Source organism: Pseudonocardia sp. TMWB2A (genome assembly GCF_017312135.1).
In genome coordinates this window covers 528,143-550,013 of record NZ_QKQY01000002.1, presented here as the reverse complement: position 1 = coordinate 550,013, position 21,871 = coordinate 528,143, and the positions used below count along the sequence as shown (strand labels likewise).

Sequence of the window (21,871 nt, the reverse complement as noted above, 5' to 3'; positions counted from 1 at the left end):
CGCCCCAGCGCGGGTAGCCCGGCCCCCATGACCGACCCCCGCACGCCGTCGCGCCCCCCGGGCCGCCCCACGTCTGGTTCCGAACCGTCGAGCAGCGAGATGACGGCACGACAGGAGCCCGACCTCGCGTCGGTCCACCCCTTCGCGGTGGACGCGCGCTTCCTCCCGGTCCTCCGGCCGTTCGGCGTCACGGTCGACTCGGGGGCGCTCGTCGAGCTGGACCGGGAGCTGTTCCGGGTCCGTTTCGGCCCGTGGACGCTGACGACGCCGGTGCGCAACCTGGCCGGCGCGCAGCTCACCGGACCGTTCAGCGCGCCGAAGGTGATCGGTCCGCACCTGTCCCTCGCCGACCGCGGTGCGATGTTCGGTACCAACACCGAGCGCGGGGTGTGCGTCCGGTTCCACCGCCCGGTGGCCGGTCTCGACCCGCTCGGGATCCTCCGGCACCCGGGGGTGACCGCGACCGTCCGGGATCCGGAGGGGCTGGCCGCCGCCGTCGAACGGATCGCCGCGGCGACCCGGGTCTCGACGCACCGGCGGGCGGAGCCGACCCCGCAGCCCGGTCCGGTCCGCCGGGCCGGTGCGGTTCTCCGGTATCCGGTGGGCCTGGCGACGAGCAGTCTGCGTTACCTGCGTTCCCTGCCCGGGGTGCAGCGCACGGAGACCGCGGGCGACGCGGGTGACCTGCCGCCCGCGCTGCCCGACGGTGCCCTCGACGCCCACCTGAAGACGATCGACGAGGGCGCCGGCCCGCTGCTGCACCGCACGTTCCGGATCCGGATCCGCAACGCCGACCTGGACGCCGCGCAGCTGATGGACCGGATCTCTACCGACCTGGACCGTGCCGCGCCGTCGGAGGTGGTCTCGTTCCGCAAGCTGCGGGGCGGCCTCGGTGACGTCGTGCCCGGCGACGAGTACGTCGTCCGGATGCCGGCGCCGTGGTCGGGTCCGGTGCGGGTGCTCTCCCGCGGGCCGACGTCGTTCCGGTTCGCGACGCTGGCCGGGCATCTCGAGGCGGGGCAGATCGAGTTCGGTGCCCGCGATGCCGGAGACGTGCTGGAGTTCGCCATCGAGAGCTGGTCGCGCCCGGGTGACCGGGCCGCTGCGGTCGTCTTCGACACGCTCGGGATCGGCAAGGAGATCCAGCTGTACATGTGGACCCAGTTCTGCCTGACCGCCCGCGTCCTCGCCGGCGGTTCGGCGGACGGGCCGGTGCGGGTCGTGACGCGGCGGAGCGAATGGCCTCCGCCGGAGACGGCGGACTGACCGCGGACCGGTACGTCGACCGCGATCCGTCCGCCTCGACCCGTTCTCGGCCCCGTCGGCGACGGCCGGACCGCCGTCCGACAGCCCGCCCCGCGCACCGGACCAGGTCGTGGCTCAGCGCCGTCCCAGTTCCAGCACCGGCGTCCGGTGGGTCTCCCGCGCGGTCAGGGCGGCGACCGCCGAGACGACTCCGCAGCCGAGCGCGAACAGCGCGACCGGAACCCACGCGGTCGGCCCCTCGCCGAGGATCGCGAAGGCGATCGACGGCGCGAACCCGGCGATGAGGAACCCGATCTGGGTGCCGACGGCGAAACCCGTGAAGCGCACGCGCGCGTCGAACATCTCGGTGAAGAACGCCGGCCACAGGCCGTTGACCGCGCTGTAGACGAGCCCGCCCTGCAGGATGCCGGCGACGAACACCAGCGACAGGTCGCCGGTCGAGACGGCCCAGAGGTACAGCCCGGTGGTGAGCGCCGAGCCGAGCGCACCGAACACCCAGACCGGCCTGCGGCCGATCCGGTCCGACAACAGCGCCCAGGCGGGGATCGCGACGATCGCGACGCCGTTGGCGGCCACCGTCACCCAGAGCACGGACGCGCGGTCCATCCCGACGGCGTCGGAGGTCGCGTAGGCGAGCCCGAACACCGCGAACAGGGTCTGGAACACCGCGAACAGCGAGCAGCCGACCACGCGCAGGAGATCCCGGCCCCGGGTCCTGACCAGACCGAGCAGCGGCATCTGCTCGGGGTGCCCGTCGTCGTTCCCGTGCGCTCCCGCGCCGCGGTCGGCGGCGTCCCCGGCGACCGTCCCGGTGAAGACGGGCGACTCGTCGAGCCGGCGCCGGATCACGTAGGTCACCGCGACGACGACCACGCTGAGCAGGAAGGGGATCCGCCAGCCCCACGACAGCATCTGCTCGCGCGGCATCGCCGCGATGGGCACGAACACCAGCGTCGCGAGCACCATCCCGGCCGCGAACCCGGACATCGTGAAGCTGGTGTAGAACGCCCGGCGGCCCTCGGGGGCGTACTCCATCGTGAGCGTGCTCGCCCCTGCCGCCTCACCGCCCGCGGACAGCCCCTGGAGCAGCCGGCAGACGACCAGCAGCACCGGCGCGAGCATGCCCACGGTCTCGTAGGAGGGGAGCAGCCCGATCGCCACGCTGCTGAACCCCATCAGCAGCAGCGTGGCGATCAGGACGCCGCGCCGCCCCACCCGGTCCCCGAAGTGCCCGAACACGACCGCGCCGAGCGGGCGGGCCACGTAGGCGACACCGAAGGTGGCCAGGGACAGGACGGTCGCGGTCGCCGGGTCGCCCGCGGGGAAGAACACGACGTTGAACACCAGCGCGGCTGCCGAGCCGTAGATGAAGAAGTCGTAGTACTCCAGGAGGCACCCGAGGAACGCCGCGACGGAGGCCCGGCGGGCCTCCCGGGGGCGCGCTCCGGCCGCGTTCACCGCCCCGTCGGTGACGGTCCCCGCGGTCGCCGGTGGCTGCACTCGCCCCGGTTCGGTCGTGGCCATGTGATCTCCCTCGATCATCGACCGCCCGGCCTGGTCCCGGCGGTGGTTGCGAGGAGGGTGCGGGAGGGGACGTCCCGCGCTGAACGGTGACTCCGTTCAATGGGAGGAGCGGGTTGAGCGGCGGCCCGGAGCCGGACAGCATGTCCCGATGGCCCGGTCACCGTCCGGCGAGTCACTGCTGACCCGTGTGGACCGCATCCTCGCGAGCTTCGGCCCGGACAACCCCGTCCGCACCGTCGCCGACATCGCCCGCACGGCGGAGCTGCCCGTCGCGACGGCACACCGCCTGGTGCACGAGCTGGTCGAGCTCGGCTACCTCGAACGCACCGCGACGCGCAGGGTGCGGCTGGGCGTCCGGCTGTGGGAGCTGGCCTCCCGCGGATCGCGGGCGCTCGGTCTGCGCGAGGCGGCGATGCCGGTGATGGAGGACGTGCACGCCGTGATCGGTCACCACACCCAGCTCGCCGTCCGCGACGGCGCGGAGGTGCTCTACCTGGAGCGGCTCTCCACCAGAGGCGGCTCACGCAACATCATCCAGGTCGCCGGGCGGTTGCCCGTGCACGCGTGCTCCTCGGGGATCGTGCTGCTCGCCCACGCCCCCGTCGAGGAGCAGGAGGAGGTCCTCGCCGGCACGATGGCCCGCTACACCGCGCGCACCCCCGCCACCCCGACCGCGCTGCGCCGGCTGCTCGCCGACACCCGTCGCCAGGGGTTCGTGCTGGCCGATGCGTTCATCACCGAGGGCGCCACCGGCGTCGCCGTGCCGATCCGGGGTCCGGGCGACGCCGTCGTGGCCGCGCTGAGCATCGTCGTCCCCTCGGGGTCGGGCAACGCCCCCGCCCAGATCTCCGCGCTGCTCGCCGCGGCCCGCGCGATCTCCAGGGCGCTCGGCGCCCACCCCCGGCTCGACGCCGACCTCACCTCGCTCTGACCCTCCGCCCCGATCCCCACGGGGACCTCCCATTCAACGGAGTCCGCGTTCCCGGTTGCCGTCTCCGGCGGTGAACCTCGACCCGTACGGACGACCGGCACCGGCCGGCGTCGCGGAGGAGCCGAGGGACGGAGTTGTTCATGAGGCAGGAGCGAACCCGGGTCGCCGTCGTCGGCGCCGGGCCCGCAGGCCTGGTGCTGGCGATGCTGCTGGCGCGAGAAGGGGTCGACGCCGTGGTCGTCGACCATCGCACCCGCGAGGAGATCGAGGGCACCGTCCGGGCAGGGATCCTGGAACAGGGGACCGTCGAGCTGCTCGACGCCTGTGGTGCGGGTGAGCGGATCGGCGTCGACGGGGTCCGGCACGACGGGATCGGCATCCGCGTCGACGGCACGACCCACCGGGTGGACCTGCGGGCCCACACCGGACGGTCGGTGTGGTTGTACCCGCAGCACGAGGTCCTGCGGGACCTGTTCGCCTGGCACCGCGACCACCACACCGACCTCCGGCTGGGCGTCTCCGGGGTGGCGGTCGCCGACACCGGCGACGACGGGGCGGTCCTCACCTTCACCGGGGCCGACGGCGTGGCCGTCGAGCTGGGCTGCGAGGCGCTGGCCGGCTGCGACGGGTCCCGGAGCGTGGTCCGCGGCGCGATCCCGGACCGGGTGCGCACCGACCACTTCCGTGCCCTGCCGTTCGCCTGGTTCGGCGTGCTGGTCGAGGCGCCACCGAGCGCGAAGGAGCTGGTCTACGCCTCCTCCGAGCGTGGGTTCGCGCTGATCAGCTCTCGCACGCCGACCCTGCAGCGCATGTACTTCCAGTGCGACCCGGCCGAGTCCACGTCGGACTGGTCCGACGCCCGCGTCCTCGACGAGCTGCAGGCCCGGGTCGCCGGGGTCGACGGATTCGGCCTCGTCGAGGGCCCGGTCGTCGCCCGCGACGTCATCCCGATGCGGTCCTACGTCTGCGAGCCGATGCGGCACCGCCGGGTGTTCCTCGCCGGGGACGCCGCGCACACCGTGCCGCCGACGGGGGCGAAGGGGCTGAACCTGGCGGTCGCCGACGTCGTCCTGCTGGCCCGGGCGCTGACCGACCTGCTGGTGCACCGCCGCGGCGGGGCCGCCGACCGGTACGCCACCGACGCGGCCCGACGGGTCTGGCGGACCCAGCAGTTCTCCTGCCGGATGACCACGATGCTGCACCCGCAGCCGGGCGCCGACCCGTTCGACGAGCAGCGCCGTCGCGCCGAGGTCGGGCACCTCGTGTCCTCGCAGCGGGCCGCGGCCGAGCTGGCCGAGGCCTACGTCGGGTGGCCGCTGCCGGCCGGCGGGAACTCCGAGGACACCCGGTGATCCGCCATGTCGTGCTGTTCCGCTGGCGCGCCGGGTTCGACCCCGCCGAGTGGCTCGACCGGGTCCGGGAGCTGCCGGGTCTGATCCCGCAGCTGCGGAACCTGTCCGCGGGGCCGGACGTCCTGGGCCTCGACCGGTCGTGGGACGCCGCAGTCGTCGCCGACTTCGACCGGATCGACGACGTGGCCGTCTACACCGACCATCCGGCCCACCGGCCGCTGATCGCGATCTCCGGCGCGGGTGCCGAGCAGATCGCCACCGTCGACTTCGAGGTCCCGGACGAGGGACCGGCCCCGGGGAGGGACGTCCATGAGTGAGCGCATGAGCGGGAAGACCGTCGTGCTGACCGGTGGTACCGGAGACCTGGGACGGGCCACCGCGCGGCTGCTGGCCGAGCACGGCGCGGTCGTCGTGAACCTGGACAGCCGGGGCAACGACGGCGGATGGGACGGGCTGTCCGTCACCGACGTCGTCTGCGACGTCACCTCCGAGACCGAGGTCGGCGACGCCGTCGCGGGGATCGTCGCCGAGCACGGACCACCGCACGTGCTGGTCAACGCGGCCGGGATCATCGGCCGCCCGGCCCCGTCGCACGAGTCGACGGTCGAGGAGTTCGACCGGATCTTCGACGTCAACGTCAAGGGCGTCTGGCTCACCACCCGCGCCGTGGTGCCGCACATGGTCGCGGCCGGCCGGGGGAGCATCGTCAACTTCTCCTCCATCCACGGCCTCACCGGCGGCAGCAACGTGCCGCTCTACCACGCGACCAAGGGCGCGGTCCGGCTGCTCAGCAAGGCCGACGCCGCGACCTACGGGCCACACGGCGTCCGCGTGAACTCCCTGCACCCGGGCTCGATGGACACGGCGATGAGCCGGGCGTCGGCGGAACGCTCGGCGATCGGCCCGGAGGCCTACTACCGCCAGCTCGTCGCCGGCAACCCGTTGCCCCGCCAGGGACGGCCCGAGGAGATCGCCCACGCCGTCCTCTACCTCGCCTCCGACGAGTCCGGCTTCACCACCGGAGCCGAACTCGTCGTCGACGGCGGCTACACCGCGGTCTGAGCCGCACCCCACCGAAGGAGACCACCATGAAGACCTGGACCTGTGACGTGCTCGTGATCGGCTCCGGCGCCGGCGGGATCGCCGCCGCTCTGCGCGCCGCGCACGACGGCAGCAGCGTGATCGTCGTGGAGAAGGACCGCTACCTGGGCGGCACGACCGCCATCTCCGGCGGTTGGCTCTGGGTGCCCGGCAACGAGCACGGGGTCCGGGAGGGCGACACCCGCGAGGAGGCCGAGACCTACCTCCGGCACCTGGCCGGGAACTCCTACGACGCCACCGCCGTCGGTGCCTTCCTCGACACGGTCCCGGAGGCCATGCGCTTCTTCACCGACGAGGCCGGGATCGCCTTCCACTACCCGGAGAAGGCGCCGGACTACCAGATGGACGCCCCCGGCGCGAAGGTCTCGGGCCGAGCGGTGACGGTCGGCGCCACCGACGCCCGCATCCTCGGCGAGGACCGCCTGCGGATGCAGCCCTACCTGCAGTCCTACACGGTCTTCGGGTACATGCCCGAGGTCGGCCCCGACATCGCGCAGTTCCTCAAGGCCAACCGGGATCCGGCCGCCTTCCGGCACGCGGCACGCAAGATCACCGCGACCTGGGTGCAGACGCTGCTGTACCGCCGCGCGCACCTGCGGACCAACGGGAACGCCCTGATGACGCGGATGGTGGCGGCCGCCCGTGAGGCCGGCATCCGGATGTGGACCTCCACGGCGGCCGAGGAGATCCTCCGTGGCCCCGACGGCGTGGTGACCGGGGCGCGGTTGTCCGGCGCGCACGCCGGTGAGGTCCGTGCGCGGCTCGGTGTCGTCATCGCCTCCGGCGGGTTCTCCGGCAACCCCGAGCTGCGCCGCCGCTACTTCCTGCACGACCCGCACGGTGACGACCACACCACGCCCACCCTCGGCCACGACGGCGACGCCGTCCGGCTGACCGGTCCGCTCGGTGGGCACGTCGACGACCGCCCCCACCAGCCGGCGTCCTGGGGACCCGTCACGGTATTCCGTGGTCTCCGCGGCCAGAAGCGGTGGTTCCCGCACCTGCGCGCGTTCGGGCTGCCCGGACTCATCGCGGTCGACCGCGACGGCGAGCGGTTCGCCAACGAGTCCAGCTCCTACCACGACTTCGGTGTCGAGATGATCCGCAACGACGCCGACCGGGAGGGGACCTTCGGCTGGATCGTCGCCGACGACACCGCCATGCGGCGCTACGGCATCGGCTGGGCCAAGCCCTGGCCGTTCCCTCAGACGGTGTTCCGCCGAGCCGGGTACCTGCACAGCGCCCCGAGCGTCCCCGAGCTCGCCGCGAAGATCGGTGTGCCCGCCGCGGCCCTGCAGCGGACCGTCGAGGACTTCAACTCCGGCGCAGCCTGCGGAGAGGATCCCCGCTTCGGACGAGGATCGAACTGGTTCCACCACTTCAAGGGCGACATGGAGCACCGGCCGAACCCCAACCTCGCTCCCATCGAGAAGGGTCCGTTCCACGCAGTCAAGATCGAGATGGGTGATCTCGGGACGTACGCCGGTCTCGCCGTCGGCCCCCGCAACGAGGTGCTGGACGAGGATGCGCAGCCCGTTGCGGGCCTCTACGCCGTCGGCACCGCCGCCGTGTCCGTGTTCGGCGGCGGATACCCCGGGTACGGAGCCAACATCGGTCCCGCCATGGTGTTCGGCTACCGGGTCGGGCGGGACCTCGGTGCCCGCGCGGGGGAGCGTGTGAAGCGGTCACAGCCCCCTGCCGCCGCGGTGTCCGGCGGGTCCGAGGACCTCGCCGTCCGCGGACGCCGCTGACGACGGCCGTCCGGCCGGTCCGGCGGCCGCGCGCCGGGCCCGGCCGGGTCCGGCCGACGGCCGCGCGTCGGGGTCCCCGTACGTCCTGCGCGGGCGCTCTCAGCGGCGCCACAGCACCGCCGCGGGACAGTTGCGTGGTGAACACCGCCGATGCACAGCAGGTCGCGGGACTCGTCCTGACGCTCGGGTGGCTGCTCGTCGCCGCCGTCCTGTTCGCCCACCGAGCGGGCCTGGTGACGTCGGGCCCGCTGATCGGTCGCGACTTCCGCGTCCCCGGACCGTTGCTGTGGGGATCGGGTGCGGCGGTGGCGTTCTACACCGGGCAGGCCGTCGTCGTCGACGCGGTGGAGGACGCCCCGAACCGCATCGTCGCCGGGGCCGACCGGCCGGTGCTGGACTGGATGATCGCCCACCGCACCCCGGACCTGACGGCGCTGATGGAGGCCGTCAGCCGCTACGGCGGTACCAACGGGACGCTGCTGCTCGCGGCGGCGGCCGTCGCCGTCCTGCTGGTGACCCGTTGCTGGTGGGACGCGCTGGCCGTCGCCGTCGCGACCGGCGGTGTGGCCGTGCTGGTGCCGTCCTTCAAGGACCTCTACGGCCGCACCCGCCCGCCGGTGGCGACCCAGCTGGTCGTCGAGCCGGACCTCTCGCTGCCCTCCGGCCACGCCCTCGGGGCGACCGTGGTCATCGGGATCGTCGCCGTGGTCCTGGGGCGCGCGGTGCGGTCCACCGGGTGGCGGGTCGTGGTCGGCGCCGTCGCCGCCGCCGCGGTCCTCACGATCAGCGTCAGCCGGCTCTACCTCGGGGTGCACTGGGTCACCGACGTCGCGACCAGCTGGACGCTCGGCGGGGCCTGGCTCGCGGTCGTCGTCACGGGCCTGGTGTGGGTGACCGGCCGGGGCCCGGGGTCCGGCGCACACGGTCGGCCGGTGAGGCCCGCACCGCCTGTCGCGGGATGATCAGCTCGACGCGACCGGTCCCCGGCCGCGGAGGTCGCGCAGGTCCCGCGGGCGTGTCCCGAACTCCCGACGGAACGACCTGTCGAGATGGGAGAGGTCGGCGAACCCGAGGTCGGTCGCGAGCCGGGTGAGGGAACGGCGGTCGTCGGGGTCGGCCAGCGCACGGGCGCAGTGGGCCAGGCGCAGGGCCATGACCGTACGTCCGTAGGTCCTGCCGCTGTCGCGGTAGAGGTTGTGCAGGGGTACGGACCGAGATGGCGAAACGGGCGGCGACGCTGGACGGCCGCAGGTCGGCGCCGCACAGGTTGGCGTCGACGAAGCGGTTCACGGCGGCGCGCGTGGCCTCACGGACCTGCCTCGGCCGGTTCGGGACGTCCTGTCCGGCGCCGAGCCGGGCGGCGAGAACGGTGACGAAGGCGTTCTGCACCGCGCCGCCGTCGTCGAGGGTGTCGATGTGCTGCCACGCGGCGGTCATGGACGAGCCGACGATGGCGCCGGTTCCCCGTGTCGTGTCGATCCCGACGCAGGTGACATCGTGCAGGTCCGGTACGAGCGGTTCGAGCTGGGTCCGCGGGACACGGAAGCAGAGCACCCGCCACTCGTCGGACGCGTGGTCGCCGAGGTACTCGAAGCGGTACTCGCTGCTGGTATCGAACACCGCGAGCCGACCGGGGGTCAGGGCGGCCGTGCGCCCGTCCTGCTCGGCGAGACATCGTCCGCTCAGCTGCAGGTTGACGAAGACGACGTCCTCCTGCGTGGCCCGGATCTCGGCGGGGCCGTGGACGATGCGCTGCGTGGTGGAACGGACGTCGGCGCAGACCGTCGTGCCGAGCGGGGCGGACCGGACGACGCTCGTGATCCCGCCGTCCGGCCGCACCCCGTGGCTGCGCCCGCGCTCGGGACGGAGCGGGGCGAACGCGGCACAGAGCACCTCCCGCCAGTAGGAGAACTGCTCCCCAGCCGGGTGGTGGGTCGTGGTCCAGGTCTGCACGCTCGGCCTCCGGAGTCGCATCCAGAGTCCCAGAATCCGTACCCGGCGTGTAGACCGCGTTCGCCCCGCGTCAACGTGGTGTTTCGCCCTGCGCTCAGGCCATGCCGGACGCCTGCAGCGGGTCCCAGCCCTCGGCCGTCATCACGCCCTGGAGCTGCCGGCGCCGCATGCTGATGTTGCCGCCCTCGAAGATGGGGTAGGCGAGCGCGTCGAACAGCCGGTGCATGATCGGGTTGCTCCGGTTGTAGGCCTGGATACCGACGACGCGGACCAGCTGGTTGATGACGTCGACGGCGGTCTCGGACCCGAGGACCTTGGCGTGCAGACACCACTCCAGCGCGGAGGGGCTTCCGCCCATGGCGGCGTCCAGCGCGCGCCATGCGAGCAGCCGGGTGGCCTCGATCCTGCCCTTCGCATCGGACAGCACGTCGGCGACCACCCGGTGCTCGATGACCGGGACCGGCCCGCCGCGGTGCTCGCGGGTGGCGAAGTCGAAGGCGTCGTCGAAGGCGGCCCGCATCGACGACGTCGCGAGGACGGCCACCGCCCCGGCGCTGACGGTGAACGCCTGCGTGGTCAGCTCGACCCCGCCCCCTTCGTGGCCGATCAGGTTCGCGCGGGGCACACGGACGCCGTCCAGTCGCACCCGGCACGTGGGCGTCCCGCGGAAGCCGATGGTGTCGTCGTACTCCAGGACGGTCAGCCCGCCCGCCTCGAAGTGCGCGCGCTCGACCGCGATCATGGAGATGCCGCCGGGCGTGCGGCAGACGACGACCATGAGGTCGGGGCCGATGCCGTCCCAGCCGCCGAGGTGCGCGGCCCACTCCTTCTCCCCGGTGATCACCCATTCGTCACCGTCGAGCTCGGCACGGGTCTGCAGGCCGGGCGCGGGGGGCGGGGCGTCGTAGTTGGCGGACCCGCCGGGCTCGCTGAACGCGAGGGCAGCGGTGGGCGCTCCGGAGTCGGCGAGGAACGGCTCGATGAGACGCTCGATCTGCTCGGGCGTCCCGGCGGTCATGACCGGTCCGAGGGCCAGCATGGCGCCGCCGAAGGTGTCCATGATGTCGGGCATCACGGTGCAGAGCTCTTCCCACATGATCGCGGCCTCGATGCCGCCGGCAGCGGTTCCGCCCAGCTCGGCCGGGATCATCGTCCTGAGCACGCCGGCCTCGACGTCCTTCTCGTGGACCTCGCGCATCAGGGCCGACGCCTCGCGGGGATCCGGGGTGGCCCGGACCCGCTCCGCCAGGGGTGCGAGGTGCACGTGGGCGAACTCGCTCATCGTGACCTTGAGCTTCTCCTGCTCGGGACTGAGAACGAACGACACGGCCACGGGACTTCCCTTCGTGGAACGACCTGGTGCGCCGAGTCTTGCGACGTGTCCGTCGGGAGGCTTGGACGTCGCTGCGCCGCGGACTGGACGACAGCGCAACCCTGGTACGTCGGGGACGACTCCGCCGGGCGCGTCAGGCGTCCCGGCCTGCGACCGTGAGCACGATCTTGCCCTGCATGTGGCCCTCCGCCGCCCGGGCGTGGGCCTTCGCGGCGTCGGCGAGCTCGAAGATGCTGTCGACCGCCGGACGCAGCACTCCGCTGTCGACCAGCGCCGCGAGCTCGGCCATCTGCGCGCCGTCGGCCCGGACCTGGGTCGCGGTCGCGGTGACGTCACGGGCGGCGAGCTCGTCGGGGTCGTACCGGGCGAGGTACACCGGGAACAGCGAACCGCCCCGGCGCAGTGTGCGCAGGAACCGCCCGCTGTCGGGTCCGCCGACGACATCGAGCACGAGGTCGAGGTCGGTCGCGGCGTCCTCGGGGCGCTCGCGCGTGTAGTCGACGACCTCGTCGGCGCCGAGGTCGAGCAGGAAAGACCGGTGGCGGCCCGAGGCGACGGCGATGACGTGGGCGCCCTTCCAGGCGGCGAGCTGCACAGCGACGTGTCCGACGCCGCCGGCGGCGCCGTTGATCATGATCCTGGTGCCGGGTCCGAGGGGCACCGGCCGGTGCCGGGCGGACTGGAAGGGGGAGGGGTGGTCGTGCCCGAGGTCGACGAGGAACTGCCAGGCGGTCAGCGCGGCCATGGGCACGGCGGCGGCCCGTACGTGGTCGACCGCCGCCGGCTTGCGGGCGATGTCGGTCACCGGCGCCACGACGTACTCGGCGTAGGTCCCGGCCGTCATCGGCTCCGGGAAGCGCAGCATCCCGAAGACCTCGTCGCCGACCGCGACGTCGCCGACGCCCTCGCCGAGGGCGGTCACCGTGCCCGAGACGTCGGTGCCCAGGACGATCGGCAGGGTCATCGGGGGGCGGAGTTCCTCCGGGACGTCGGGCATCCCCTCGCGCAGGTACCAGTCCGGCGGGTTCAGACCCGCCGCGTGCACCCGCACCAGCACCTCCCCGGGGCCGGGCGAGGGCACGGGCACCTGTTCCTCGACCAGTACCCCGGGACCCCCGAACCCGTGCTGTCGGAGCGCTCGCATGGTCTCCGGCATCGTCCGCTCCGTGGTGTCGTCGTCCGCTACGGTAAGCGGAGCACTGCCCCGAATATAAGCGGGGCAGTGCTCCGGTTGTCAAGGAGGGGTGCGGTGCGGGCGGACGCGAAGAAGAACTACGACCTCCTGCTGGGCGCGGCGGGAGCGGTCGTGGCCGAGCAGGGCGCGGAGGCGTCCCTGCGCGACGTCGCCCGGCGGGCCGGGGTCGGTCTCGGGACGCTGTACCGGCACTTCCCCACCCGGGAGGCGCTGCTCGCGGCGTTGCTGCGCACGGGGTTCGACGAGCTCGTCGCCCGCGCGGCGGAGCTGGAGGCCTCCGGCAGGCCGCAGGACGCACTGCTGTCCTGGGTGCGCGAGTGCGTCCACTTCAGCACGGTCTACCGCGGCGTCACCGAGGCCATGGTGTCGGCGATCGAGGAACCCGAGTCGGCCCTGCACGAGTCCTGCGTGGCGCTGCGGGCGTCGGGTGCGCGACTGCTCGACCGGGCCCAGGGGGCCGGTGAGGCCCGCGCGGGGCTCGACGGGACCGACCTCTTCGCGCTCATCGCGGGTCTCGCGTGGCTGGGTGACCAGCCCGCCCTCGCCGCACGTGCCGGGCACCTCTTCGACGTGGTCGCCCGCCCGGCTCTCGTGGCCGAGCCTGTGGTGTCGCCGTCGGGCGGGGCGGGGGACGGCGGCTGAGGCCGGTGGGCTCCGACGCGAACGCCCGGCCGGCCGGGAGGGTGGGACGGTCCGTCAGCCCGGGAGACGCCGGCCCGCCGGGTCCGGTGCGGGTGCGGCGGGGCCGAAGATCTGCCCGAGAGTGCTCAGGACGCCGCCGGCCGGACCGTCGGCGTCGATCGAGTAGTAGCGGTTCCGGCCGATCCGTCGTTCGGTGACGAGCCCGGCGGCGCGCAGGATCCGCAGGTGGGTGGACACGGTGGTGCGGGCCACGCTCGTCGCCCTGGTCGCGATCTCGCCCGCGGAGCACTCCGCGTCGTCGGCCAGGATCTCGAGGATGCTTCGGCGCGTGGGGTCGGCGAGCGCGTCGAAGGCCACGTCCACCGCCCGGTCGTCGGTCGAGGTCATCGGGCCGGCCCCACGTCAGAGCCCGGCGGGGAGTCGTCCGGCTCCCGCCGCGGCGGCGACGTCGATCTCGCCGGTGCCGAGCGGGTCGGGCAGCGCGTCCCAGCCGTCGGGCCCGAGACCGATCTCGGCGTCGGTCAGCAGGCACGCGTCCAGCTCGGCGAACAGGGTGTCGCGGTCGATCCCCTGGCCGATGAAGACCAGCTCCTGGCGGCAGTCGCCGACGGTGTCGTCCCAGTTCGCGGTGATCGCCTCGCGGCGGTAGTCCTCCGGCCAGACCTCGGCGGGCAGGAACCGCCACCAGTGGCCGATGTAGCCGTGCCGGATGAGGTGACCGGCCTGGGAGATGCTGCCGATGTCGGTGATCCGGGCGGCGTTCCAGAAGTAGCCCTTCGCCCGGAGCAGCCGTCCGTTGGTCCATTTCCGGGTGAGGACGTCGTACAGGCGTTCCGGGTGGAACGGCGCGCGGGCCCGGTACAGGTGCGAGGCGACGCCGTACTCCTCGGTCTCCGGGACGTGCTCGCCGTTGATCTCCTGCAGCCAGCCGGGTGCGGTGGCGGCGCGTTCGAGGGAGAACAGCCCCGTGTCCAGGATGCGGTCCAGCGGCGCACGGCCCTCGGACATGGGGATGATCTCGGCGACGGCGTTGAGCCGGCGCAGGATCTCGGTGAGCTCGGCGACCTGCCCGTCGAGCATCAGGTCGGTCTTGCTGATCAGGATGACGTCGGCGAACTCGACCTGGTCGACCAGCAGGTCGGAGAGGTCACGACGGTCGTCGGGGGAGTCGGCGTCCACCCGGCGGCCGGCCCGGAAGTCCCGCAGGAAGTTCACGCCGTCGACGACGGTGACCATGGTGTCGAGCCGGGCGATGTCGTCGAGCGCGCCACCGGCGGGGTCGACGAAGGTGAACGTCTCCGCGACCGGGAGGGGCTCGGAGATGCCGGAGGACTCGATCAGCAGGTAGTCGAACCGCCCCTCCCGCGCGAGACGGGTGATCTCGCCGAGCAGGTCGTCGCGCAGGGTGCAGCAGATGCACCCGTTGGTCATCTCGACCAGGCGTTCCTCGGAACGGCTGAGCTCGACCTCGCGGGCGATCTCCGAGCCGTCGATGTTGATCTCGCTCATGTCGTTGACGATGACCGCGACCCGGCGGCCGTCGCGGTTGTTCAGCACGTGGTTGAGCAGGGTCGTCTTGCCCGCTCCGAGGAAGCCTGACAGGACGGTGACGGGAAGGCGGGTGTCGGTCATCGTCGGTCCTCTCGTCGCCGGCCGGCGACCGTGGTGGTGGGTCGGACGGCCGGGCGGGCCCGTCGGTGCGGGCCCGCCCGGAGGGGAGCGGTGGATCAGGCGACGCGCTCGAGGTAGCCCTCGAACAGGTCGACGACCACCGCACCGGCATCGGTGTCGTCGCCGAAGAGCTCCGCGCCGTCGAACTCGACGTGGTAGCTCGGCTCCGAGCCGCCGTCACTGCGACCGTGACCGGCGGCGTCGGGGAACGGCCAGGTCATCCCGGTGCGGTGCTGCACCGTGCCGACCTTGCCCGGCAGAAGGCGGGGTAGCGGACGTGCCCGGCGAAGTGGTCGTCGGTCACCCGGACCTTGTCGCCGATCTCGAACGTCTCGCGGCCCTCCCGGGCCGGACGGCCGGGTGAGGTCGCGGGCAGCGCGAGCGGGAAGGGACCGCCGGTCGCGGCCTCCAGCTCGTCGTGGGTGAGCACGCCCTTCTCGACCACGAGCGTCGCCGCACCGATGATGTAGCGCTCGTAGTACGGGGTGGTCAGGTAGTGCTTCGGCTCGATCCGCTCGACCGCGTGGCGCACCTCGTCGAGGGTGAACCAGCCGTTGGTCACGCCGAAAAACAGCAGGCTGTAGCCCAGGTGCTCCCAGTCGTACTTGAAGGTGTCGCCGATCGGGCCGTTGGCGGTGTGCGGAACCGGACCGAAGCCCTGCTTGCCCGCGAGGTCGTGAACGCCGTCCATGGGGGTGTCCTCCGTTCGCTCAGGTGTTGGGGTGCTCGACGACCACGTCGGCCGAGGGCAGCGCGACGCCGATCAGGCAGTCCTTGGTGACGATGCCCGCCAGGCGTTCGGCGTCCCAGCCCTCGGTCCCCGCGGGGCGCATCGGCAGGACCATGTAGCGGGTCTCGGCGGTGGTGTCGTAGACCTTGATCTCGACGTCCTCGGGGATCGTCGTCCCCAGCTCCGCCAGCACCCTGCGGGGCTCCCGCACCACCCGGGCGCGGTACTCGAAGCCCTTGTACCAGGTGGGCGGCAGACCCAGGATCGGCCAGGCGGTGCACGAGCGCAGCGAACACACGATGACGTTCTTGACCGTGGGCGTGTCGGCCAGGGCACGGATGTACTCGCCCTGGGCGCCGAGGTAGCCGTACTGGGCGACGGCCGCGGTCCCGTCGGAGAGCAGCAGCTCGCGGAACTCGGGGTCGGTCCACGCCCGGGCGACGAGCTCGGCTCCCCGGCGCGGGGTGTACTCCTCCTCGAAGGTCTTCTTCCAGCCCTCGTTGAAGCCTGCGGGGATGAGCCCCTTGGCCTCCAGCGCGTTCTTCAGTGCCCAGGCTCGGTCGTCGGCGGGGGCCTGCTCGGGCAGGCCGGTGCGGTTCTGGTGGGCGGCGAGCGTCACGGATGCTCCTTCGGGATCGTCGTCGGTGCTCGGTCGGGTGGGGAGGTGGTGCGCGAGGACTGCGCGGGGATCGACGGGTCCGGCCTCACCCCCCGACGCCGGAGAGCGGCGGTCGGGCGGCCCCGACCGAGGCGGTGAGGGCCGGCGGAGCGGGGAAGCCGCCGACGGCCTGCTCGAAGGTGTGCGCGACCCGCAACACGGTCGCGTCGTCGAAACGCCGGCCGACGATCATCAGCCCGGCCGGGAGGCCCTCGACCAGCCCGGCGGGGACACTCGCGGCGGGGTGCCCGGACACGTCGAACGGGGCACAGTTGCCGACCATCCCCAGCGCGGTGGGCAGGTAGGTGCCCAGGTCGGCGTCGAGGCCGAGCAGCTCGGGTGCGGTGTAGGGCAGGGTCGGCATGACCAGCACGTCGTAGCCGGTCAACGCCTGGTCGTAGGCCGCGCGCAGTTCCAGGGCCAGGTTGCGGGCCATCCCGTAGTAGGCGCCGCCGCCGTGGCCGAAGGTGTAGCCACCCGACAGTCCGACGAGTTTGACGGTCTTGGACAGCTCCGACCCGCGGGCGTGGCGCTGGCGGTGGTAGTGGCCGATCAGCTCGGGGTCGTAGAGGCCGGGGTAGTTCATGCCGTAGGCGTTGCCGTCGACCATCTGGTGCGCGGCGCCCTCGGTGGCGATGACGTTCCAGACCGCCATGCCGTCCAGATGCCAGGGGATCGAGATCTCCTCGGCGACCAGCCCGGCGTCGGTCAGGGTGGTGATCGCGGCGCGCACGGCCTCGTCGACACCCGGGTCGCTCTCCGGACGGCCGAAGCCCTCGGTGACGATCCCGACCCGCAACCCGGCCGCGGACTGCTCGAGCGCGGCGAGGTAGTCGACCGGGTCCAGCGTGGTGGGCTGGCGGGCGTCGAGCCCGTCGACCCCGGCCAGGACCCCGAGCATCAGCGCGGCGTCGGACACGGTGCGGGTGATCGGGCCCAGGTGGTCGATCGTGGCCTCGATGGGGAACGCCCCGGTGTAGGGGACCAGCCCGTGGGTGGGCTTGTGCCCCACGGTCCCCGAGAACGCCGACGGGATACGGATCGAGCCGCCCTGGTCACCGCCCACGGCCATGTCGACCGCGCCGGACCCGACCAGCGCCGCGCTCCCGCTCGAGGATCCGCCCGAGGCCCGGGTCGGGTCCCAGGGGTTGCGCACCGGCCACGGCCGGGAGGTGAAGCTGGCCCCGGAGAAGCACAGGTCCTCACACATCGCCTTGCCGGTGATCGTCGCCCCGGCCGCGAGCAGCCGGGTCGCGACCGTGGCGTCACGGGAGGGCACGAACCCCTCGACGGTGGCCGACCCGTTGGTCATCGGCACCCCGGCGAGGGAGATGTTGTCCTTGAGTGCCACGGTCCGCCCGGCCAGCGGGCCCTGCGCGGCGCCGGGCACCGAGGTCGTGACGTACCAGCCACCCAGCGGGTTGTCCGCGGGCTCGGACCACTCCCGCTGCGGTGCCTGCGGCGCGGTGGCGCGGTAGAGCTCCTCGACCCGCTCCGAGGACGCGAGGGTCGCGGTCACCGCCGGGCCGAACTCGGCCAGCTCGGCCTCCGACAGGCCGAACGCGTAGTGCTCGTTCAGGGCCGCCAGACGGGCGGCGTCGGGAGGTGGAATCGCCATCGAGCGGTGCTCCTCACATCCGGGGATGACGAGAAGTTATGTGCGCCAGCCGTACATGTCAACAAGTTTTGACGAATTGACGTGACGGGGGGCGCCCGGCGCGGTCGCGCCCGGCGGGGCGAGGGTCGCCGCCGTGGGGTCGCGTGGTGGAGGTGACCGGTACCGGTCGGCGCGTGCCGCGGGATCCCGAATACGTCGAATCACCCGCAATGGGGAATATGTATTCATTCCACTGATCAGGGGAGTATCCACACCCGCAGTAATTGCGCGACACAATGGTGTTGTGGGAATTGAAAAGATCTCCGCCCGGGTCGACCGTCGTCGGTAGCCGGTACGGGCTCCCACCCGTTCCAGGTACCGGCACGGACAGGTCGCCCGCCCGTATCGGGTGTGCGGCCCGAACCCACCAGGAGATCACACGTGCTGAAGAAGGCTGGACTCATCGTGGCCGCGTCCGCGGCGTCGTTGCTGGCTGTCTCGCCGATGGCGTTCGCCTCCGAGGGCCACCACGACGGCCACCACCACGCCGACGGCATCGACAAGAGCGCCGACGGGCTGATCGCGGGGCTGAACGGCAACAACGTCGACGTCCCGGTCCAGGCCTGCAACAACAACGTCCCGGTGAACGTGCTGGGTGTGCAGGTCCCGGTCGAGGACGTGGCCGGCGGCAACGGTCTCACCGGCGCCCTGGGCGTCCTGGGTGCGGGCAAGGCGAAGTCCGGCGACTCGGTCACCGCCCAGCCCGACAACTGCGCCCAGAGCGCCGGTGCCGGGGACAGCGTCGGCTGAGCCACGACGGACCCGTCGTGACGGCTCCGGGGACCCTCCTGTGTCCCCGGAGCCGTCACGGTGCTCCGCGGGGCCGCCTCCACCGGTGAGGGCGGTCCTCAGTGCCGGTGCGGACACCGGTGTCCGGCGTCGTCGAACAGCGTCCGGACCCCGGAGACGGCGAGGGTCCGCTCCGCCGCGTGCGAGGGGCGGTGGGCCAGTCGCAGATGGGTCCCGGTCCGCCCGGCGTGGTGGAGTCCGATGAGCAGGGCGGTGAGCCCCGAGGCATCGATGAAGTCCACACAGGACAGGTCGAGGGTGACGCAGTCCGACACCGCCACCCAGTGCTGCAGGTAGCGGGACAGGGCCGGGCTCGACGCGCGGTCGACCTCGCCGAGCAGGTGCAGCTGCACCCGCGGGCCGGGCCGCAGCACCGCCGTCACCCCCAGGGTGTCGGTCCTCAGTGGCGGGCCGGTACCGGACCAGCCCGGAGCCGGGTGGTCGCGGCCCCGCCGCGCGGCGGGCCTGCGGGGGAGGGGCGGCCCCGGCGACCGGTCGTCGTCCGCTCTCGGGAAGGGCAGGGAGGACATCCGGTCTCCTAGGTCAGCACGTCGTCGATGACGACCGTGATCCGGGTCGCGGTCAGGTCGGTGAGCGCACGGATCCGCTCGGCCACGGTGGCCCGGACGCGGTCGGCCAGTGCGTTGAGGTCCTCGCCGTAGTCCGCGGCCAGCACGATCTCGACCGCGGTGCTGGCGCCCGCCACCCCCACGACGACGTCGTCGCCGGAGTCCGCCGCGTCGGTGAGCGTGCGGCTCAGCGCGACCCGCACCCCGGGCACCGACTGCGCCGACCGCCGCGCGGTCACCACGACGACCCGCGCGGCGATCCGGGTGACCCCGTCCGGGCCGGGCAGCACCGCGTGGTCCGGGTCGGACAGCACGCCACGGAGCCGGCGCACGAGCCGGTCGAAGCGCCCCTCCGGAGCGATCACCTCCTCCGCCACGAGATCGGCCATCGGCATCCACAGCCGGCCGTACTCGCCCAGGGCGGCCTCGCAGTGCACGCAGTCCCGCTGGTGGTCGTCCCGCAGGTGCCCGCGTCCGCCCGCGACCTGGTCGAGGAGCTCGTCGGCGGACCGGCCGCAGCGCAGCAGGTGCTCGCGCTCACCCGGCTCGTCGTGGATGCTCATGCCCACTCCCGCAGGGTGTCGAGGAGGACGCGGCGCCCGCGGGACAACCGTCCCCGGACGGTGGACTCCGAGACGTTCAGGATGGCGGCCACCTCCGCATAGCGCATCTGCTCGACGTCGACGAGGACGACCGCGGCACGCAGGTCCGGAGGCAGCGCGGTCACCGCGTCGAGCGCGGCGCGGGCGCGACCGCGGGCCACCGCCTGGGTGTCCGCGCCCGGGGAGGTGACCACCGAGGGGTCCTCGAGGGGCTCGTGCTGCTTGCGGCGGGCGACCAGGTTGAGACAGCGGTTGACCACGATCCGGTACAGCCAGGTGGTGAACAGGCTGTCCCCGCTGAACCCGGTCAACGCGGTCCAGAGGGTCAGGACGACGTCCTGGGCGACGTCCTCGGCGTCGTGGGGGTTGCCGACCATGCGCAGGGCGATGCGGTAGATCCGGTCGCGGTGCCGTCGCACCAGCTCCTCGTAGGCGTCGGGCGTCCCCTGTTTCGCCTTGGCGACCAGCCAGGCGTCGGCGGCCGCATCCAGCCCCGCGCGGCCGCCGTTCACCGACCTTCCCCGTCCTGCACGTCCGACCGCCCCCTCCGACTGTGCCGGGTCGGGGCCCGCCCCCGCGGGCCCCGACCGTCGAGGTGCGTGACGTCCTCCCCGGGTACGTCACGCGACATCGGCCCCCGCCCCTCGACATCTGTCGGACACGCGACTTCGTACATCGTCACGGATCGGTTCGGTGACCTCCGCCACTATCGTGTCGGTGTCCGGACCCGACCGGTGGGTCCGCTCACGGGGTGCGAAGGTCGCGGTCCCGCGCGCGGCGGCGCACGACCGTGTGGACCGCCGCCCCCGCGACCGCGAGCAGCAGGGCCGCGAGCAGGACGTCCGCCGTCACCTGCTGCGCCGCGACGACCCGGGCCGCGGTCGTCGAGCCCCGGGCGAGCAGGCATCCCAGGGTGAACGTGACGAGCCCCCAGGTGGCGGCCACCGGGATGCTGACCGCCGCGAACCGGTGGTACGGCAGGACGCGGCTCGTGACGCGGGGGACCAGGGTGCGGACCACCGCGAACCACTGGCCGAGCACGGGGCGTCGCTCGGCCAGCCGGAGGACCCGGGCCGCCGCAGCCGGCATGCCGCGCCCGCCCCGCAGCGCCGCCGGGCCACCCCGTCGTGCCCGCCAGTAGCCCAGGCTCGGTCCGGCGGCGCCGGCGACGACGGCGGTGGCCCCCGCGGCGACGCCGGGCACCGCGCCGGTCCCGGCCAAGACACCCAGCCCGACGGTCACGCTGATGCCGGGCAGCACGACGCCGACCAGCAGACCCGACTCCGCGACCAGGGCCACGGCGGCGACGAGGAGCAGGCCCGCCCCGAGGCCGCCCGCGAGTGCCGCCATCCCGTCGACGATCACGGGATCGCGCGGCTCCGTCGTCGCCGGTTCCGGTCGCGCTGCGCCATCCGGCCGGACGCTAACAGAGCCCGGTGCGCGGCCGGACCGGTGCGCGGGCGGCGCCGGCACGCCACTCGGGCGGAGGTAGCGCACGACGTCCCGTCGCTGCTGATCTGGGTCTGTCCCCGCAGGACAAGCTCCCCGTCCAGTTTTGTCCGTCGGTTCCATCGGAGCACGTAGTGATTGGCGGCACTGTGACCCACACGACGTCGAGGTGCCGTGACCGGCCGGCCCCACGGGACGACGCCGGTCCACCCGAGTTCAAGGAGGAACTTCCATGGCCGAGGTACTGGCCGAGGGCTACAACGTCTTCGACACCGGCAAGTCCCCCAGCGGAACCATCAAGTACCTGTCGTCCCCGGCCGACGTCATCTCGCTGATCCAGTCGGGGAAGCTGCAGGAGCACATCCTCCTGGTGCAGGGCGGCACGACCACCTTCCTGGCTCCCGCGCTCAGCATGGGCGCCATCGGTGTGATCACGATGTCCGGTGCCCCGGAGTCCCACCTGGGGATCCTGTCGCGCGAGTTCCAGACGCCCTGCGTGATGACCGCCCACCTCACCAGCAGCGACTCGCGCTACGTCGTCGGCAGCACCGACCCGTCGCACTTCGACGAGATCGCGACGGCCCTCGACGGCCGCAAGGTCCGCCTGGACTGCACCGACGGGGAGGTCGGCCGCGTCGTCGCCGACGACTGACCCGGTCCCGACACGACCCCCTTCCACGACGCCGACGATCCGGGAC

General features: G+C 73.1%; 24 protein-coding genes. 10 read left to right on the top strand and 14 right to left on the bottom strand.

What is annotated here, in order from left to right:
* The first annotated feature begins 99 nt into the window (after positions 1-99).
* On the top strand, positions 100-1,266 hold the full coding sequence (locus tag DMP17_RS16860) for a hypothetical protein (RefSeq protein ID WP_337830042.1): 1,167 nt from the start codon (positions 100-102) through the stop codon (positions 1,264-1,266).
* Positions 1,267-1,380: 114 nt separating this feature from the next.
* Here DMP17_RS16860 and DMP17_RS16855 read toward each other — a convergent pair whose 3' ends face one another.
* On the bottom strand, positions 1,381-2,790 hold the full coding sequence (locus tag DMP17_RS16855) for an MFS transporter (protein ID WP_337830041.1): 1,410 nt from the start codon (positions 2,788-2,790) through the stop codon (positions 1,381-1,383).
* A 148-nt stretch (positions 2,791-2,938) separates the two neighbouring features.
* Here DMP17_RS16855 and DMP17_RS16850 point away from each other — a divergent pair, with 148 nt between their 5' ends.
* The 6 genes from DMP17_RS16850 (at position 2,939) to DMP17_RS16825 (ending at position 8,887) form a co-directional block, all read left to right on the top strand.
* Positions 2,939-3,721, top strand: coding sequence for an IclR family transcriptional regulator (locus DMP17_RS16850; protein WP_337830040.1), 783 nt, complete (start codon positions 2,939-2,941; stop codon positions 3,719-3,721).
* Positions 3,722-3,861: 140 nt separating this feature from the next.
* The gene (locus DMP17_RS16845; protein ID WP_337830039.1) at positions 3,862-5,073 is read left to right on the top strand and encodes a 4-hydroxybenzoate 3-monooxygenase; all 1,212 of its coding nucleotides are present in this window, start codon (positions 3,862-3,864) and stop codon (positions 5,071-5,073) included.
* The gene (locus DMP17_RS16840) at positions 5,070-5,390 is read left to right on the top strand and encodes a Dabb family protein (RefSeq protein ID WP_337830038.1); all 321 of its coding nucleotides are present in this window, start codon (positions 5,070-5,072) and stop codon (positions 5,388-5,390) included. Before DMP17_RS16845 ends, DMP17_RS16840 begins: the two co-directional genes overlap by 4 nt.
* A complete protein-coding gene (locus tag DMP17_RS16835) occupies positions 5,383-6,135 on the top strand; it encodes an SDR family NAD(P)-dependent oxidoreductase (RefSeq protein ID WP_337830037.1) in 753 nt (250 codons plus the stop codon). The genes DMP17_RS16840 and DMP17_RS16835 overlap by 8 nt, the downstream gene beginning before the upstream one ends.
* A gap of 26 nt (positions 6,136-6,161) precedes the next feature.
* On the top strand, positions 6,162-7,925 hold the full coding sequence (locus DMP17_RS16830; protein ID WP_337830036.1) for an FAD-dependent oxidoreductase: 1,764 nt from the start codon (positions 6,162-6,164) through the stop codon (positions 7,923-7,925).
* 137 nt (positions 7,926-8,062) lie between these two features.
* Positions 8,063-8,887: a phosphatase PAP2 family protein gene (locus tag DMP17_RS16825; protein WP_337830035.1), complete on the top strand. Its 825-nt coding sequence runs from the start codon at positions 8,063-8,065 to the stop codon at positions 8,885-8,887.
* Here the strand turns inward: DMP17_RS16825 and DMP17_RS16820 are convergent.
* The 3 genes from DMP17_RS16820 to DMP17_RS16810 form a co-directional block, all read right to left on the bottom strand.
* Positions 8,799-9,878: a cupin domain-containing protein gene (locus tag DMP17_RS16820; RefSeq protein WP_337830034.1), complete on the bottom strand. Its 1,080-nt coding sequence runs from the start codon at positions 9,876-9,878 to the stop codon at positions 8,799-8,801. The two genes, DMP17_RS16825 and DMP17_RS16820, sit on opposite strands and share 89 nt — an antisense overlap.
* A gap of 94 nt (positions 9,879-9,972) precedes the next feature.
* Positions 9,973-11,211, bottom strand: a complete 1,239-nt coding sequence (locus DMP17_RS16815) for an acyl-CoA dehydrogenase family protein (RefSeq protein ID WP_337830033.1) — start codon at positions 11,209-11,211, stop codon at positions 9,973-9,975.
* Positions 11,212-11,344: 133 nt separating this feature from the next.
* Complete coding sequence (locus DMP17_RS16810) at positions 11,345-12,355, bottom strand: NADP-dependent oxidoreductase (RefSeq protein WP_337830032.1); 1,011 nt, start codon at positions 12,353-12,355, stop codon at positions 11,345-11,347.
* Positions 12,356-12,460: 105 nt separating this feature from the next.
* On the opposite strand from DMP17_RS16810, the gene DMP17_RS16805 reads away from it, so the two are divergent.
* On the top strand, positions 12,461-13,048 hold the full coding sequence (locus DMP17_RS16805; RefSeq protein WP_337830031.1) for a TetR/AcrR family transcriptional regulator: 588 nt from the start codon (positions 12,461-12,463) through the stop codon (positions 13,046-13,048).
* 54 nt (positions 13,049-13,102) lie between these two features.
* Here DMP17_RS16805 and DMP17_RS16800 read toward each other — a convergent pair whose 3' ends face one another.
* From DMP17_RS16800 to DMP17_RS16775, 6 genes are all read right to left on the bottom strand, one after another.
* Positions 13,103-13,435, bottom strand: coding sequence for an ArsR/SmtB family transcription factor (locus DMP17_RS16800; protein WP_226356099.1), 333 nt, complete (start codon positions 13,433-13,435; stop codon positions 13,103-13,105).
* Between the two features lie 15 nt (positions 13,436-13,450).
* Entirely contained in the window at positions 13,451-14,680 is a 1,230-nt protein-coding gene (locus DMP17_RS16795; RefSeq protein WP_337830030.1) for a GTP-binding protein, read from the bottom strand.
* Between the two features lie 95 nt (positions 14,681-14,775).
* Positions 14,776-14,958: an SH3-like domain-containing protein gene (locus DMP17_RS16790; RefSeq protein WP_337830029.1), complete on the bottom strand. Its 183-nt coding sequence runs from the start codon at positions 14,956-14,958 to the stop codon at positions 14,776-14,778.
* Positions 14,937-15,410, bottom strand: coding sequence for a hypothetical protein (locus DMP17_RS16785; protein ID WP_337830028.1), 474 nt, complete (start codon positions 15,408-15,410; stop codon positions 14,937-14,939). The genes DMP17_RS16790 and DMP17_RS16785 overlap by 22 nt, the downstream gene beginning before the upstream one ends.
* A gap of 19 nt (positions 15,411-15,429) precedes the next feature.
* Entirely contained in the window at positions 15,430-16,068 is a 639-nt protein-coding gene (gene nthA, locus DMP17_RS16780) for a nitrile hydratase subunit alpha (protein ID WP_337830027.1), read from the bottom strand.
* A gap of 85 nt (positions 16,069-16,153) precedes the next feature.
* Positions 16,154-17,725: an amidase gene (locus DMP17_RS16775; RefSeq protein WP_337830026.1), complete on the bottom strand. Its 1,572-nt coding sequence runs from the start codon at positions 17,723-17,725 to the stop codon at positions 16,154-16,156.
* A gap of 420 nt (positions 17,726-18,145) precedes the next feature.
* On the opposite strand from DMP17_RS16775, the gene DMP17_RS16770 reads away from it, so the two are divergent.
* Entirely contained in the window at positions 18,146-18,514 is a 369-nt protein-coding gene (locus tag DMP17_RS16770; protein ID WP_337830025.1) for a hypothetical protein, read from the top strand.
* Between the two features lie 98 nt (positions 18,515-18,612).
* Here DMP17_RS16770 and DMP17_RS16765 read toward each other — a convergent pair whose 3' ends face one another.
* The 4 genes from DMP17_RS16765 to DMP17_RS16750 form a co-directional block, all read right to left on the bottom strand.
* Positions 18,613-19,083: an STAS domain-containing protein gene (locus tag DMP17_RS16765; protein ID WP_337830024.1), complete on the bottom strand. Its 471-nt coding sequence runs from the start codon at positions 19,081-19,083 to the stop codon at positions 18,613-18,615.
* Positions 19,084-19,091: 8 nt separating this feature from the next.
* Positions 19,092-19,685, bottom strand: a complete 594-nt coding sequence (locus tag DMP17_RS16760) for an Asp23/Gls24 family envelope stress response protein (protein ID WP_226356106.1) — start codon at positions 19,683-19,685, stop codon at positions 19,092-19,094.
* Positions 19,682-20,236, bottom strand: a complete 555-nt coding sequence (locus tag DMP17_RS16755) for an RNA polymerase sigma factor (protein WP_337830023.1) — start codon at positions 20,234-20,236, stop codon at positions 19,682-19,684. The genes DMP17_RS16760 and DMP17_RS16755 overlap by 4 nt, the downstream gene beginning before the upstream one ends.
* A 232-nt stretch (positions 20,237-20,468) precedes the next feature.
* Entirely contained in the window at positions 20,469-21,089 is a 621-nt protein-coding gene (locus tag DMP17_RS16750) for a hypothetical protein (protein WP_337830022.1), read from the bottom strand.
* Between the two features lie 316 nt (positions 21,090-21,405).
* On the opposite strand from DMP17_RS16750, the gene DMP17_RS16745 reads away from it, so the two are divergent.
* Positions 21,406-21,825 carry a PEP-utilizing enzyme gene (locus DMP17_RS16745; RefSeq protein ID WP_178375381.1) on the top strand — a complete coding sequence of 140 codons (420 nt, stop codon included), beginning with the start codon at positions 21,406-21,408 and terminating at the stop codon, positions 21,823-21,825.
* Positions 21,826-21,871: the final 46 nt, after the last annotated feature.